At 50.6% G+C, this 1,214-nt stretch carries 2 rRNA genes; both read right to left on the reverse strand.

Annotated elements, in window-relative coordinates:
• A 5S ribosomal RNA gene (gene rrf / locus HR060_RS19115) occupies positions 1–85 on the reverse strand; the annotation flags it as partial.
• Between the two features lie 122 nt (positions 86–207).
• Positions 208–1,214 (reverse strand): 23S ribosomal RNA (locus HR060_RS19120); the annotation flags it as partial.

Consider the following 1,214-nt stretch of genomic DNA (forward strand, 5'->3'; position numbering starts at 1 on the left):
CTCCCACACTACCATCGCCGCTATTAGGTTTCACTTCTGAGTTCGAGATGGATTCAGGTGGTACCCTAACGCTATGGCCGCCAGACAAAAACTTTTATAACAATTAAGCAATTCGTAACTAGTATCTATGTTCTATAAGAGCCTTGTTCATTCTAACAAGGTGCATTCAATTCTTTTCAACTTCACACAAAGCCATTTCGGCGTTGTATGGTTAAGCCTCACGGGCAATTAGTATGGGTTAGCTCAACGCCTCACAACGCTTACACACCCCACCTATCAACGTCGTAGTCTACAACAACCCTTTAGGGACTCAAGGTCCAGTGAGAACTCATCTCGAGGCTCGCTTCCCGCTTAGATGCTTTCAGCGGTTATCGATTCCGAACTTAGCTACCCGGCAATGCTTCTGGCGAAACAACCGGAACACCAGAGGTTCGTCCACTCCGGTCCTCTCGTACTAGGAGCAGCCCCTCTCAATTCTCAAACGCCCACGGCAGATAGGGACCGAACTGTCTCACGACGTTCTAAACCCAGCTCGCGTACCACTTTAAATGGCGAACAGCCATACCCTTGGGACCGACTTCAGCCCCAGGATGTGATGAGCCGACATCGAGGTGCCAAACACCGCCGTCGATATGAACTCTTGGGCGGTATCAGCCTGTTATCCCCGGAGTACCTTTTATCCGTTGAGCGATGGCCCTTCCATTCAGAACCACCGGATCACTATGACCTACTTTCGTACCTGCTCGATGTGTCTATCTCGCAGTCAAGCTAGCTTATGCCATTGCACTAACCGTACGATGTCCGACCGTACTTAGCTAACCTTCGTGCTCCTCCGTTACTATTTGGGAGGAGACCGCCCCAGTCAAACTACCCACCAGGCAATGTCCCTAATCCCGATAAGGGACCCAGGTTAGAACATCAAACATACAAGGGTGGTATTTCAAGGATGGCTCCACCAGCACTGGCGTGCTGGTTTCAAAGCCTCCCACCTATCCTACACATGTAGGCTCAATGTTCACTGCCAAGCTGTAGTAAAGGTTCACGGGGTCTTTCCGTCTAGCCGCGGGTACACAGCATCTTCACTGCGATTTCAATTTCACTGAGTCTCGGGTGGAGACAGCGTGGCCATGATTACACCATTCGTGCAGGTCGGAACTTACCCGACAAGGAATTTCGCTACCTTAGGACCGTTATAGTTACGGCCGCCGTTTACC

It is taken from the genome of Marinifaba aquimaris, assembly GCF_013328345.1.
GTDB lineage: Bacteria > Pseudomonadota > Gammaproteobacteria > Enterobacterales > Alteromonadaceae > Marinifaba > Marinifaba aquimaris.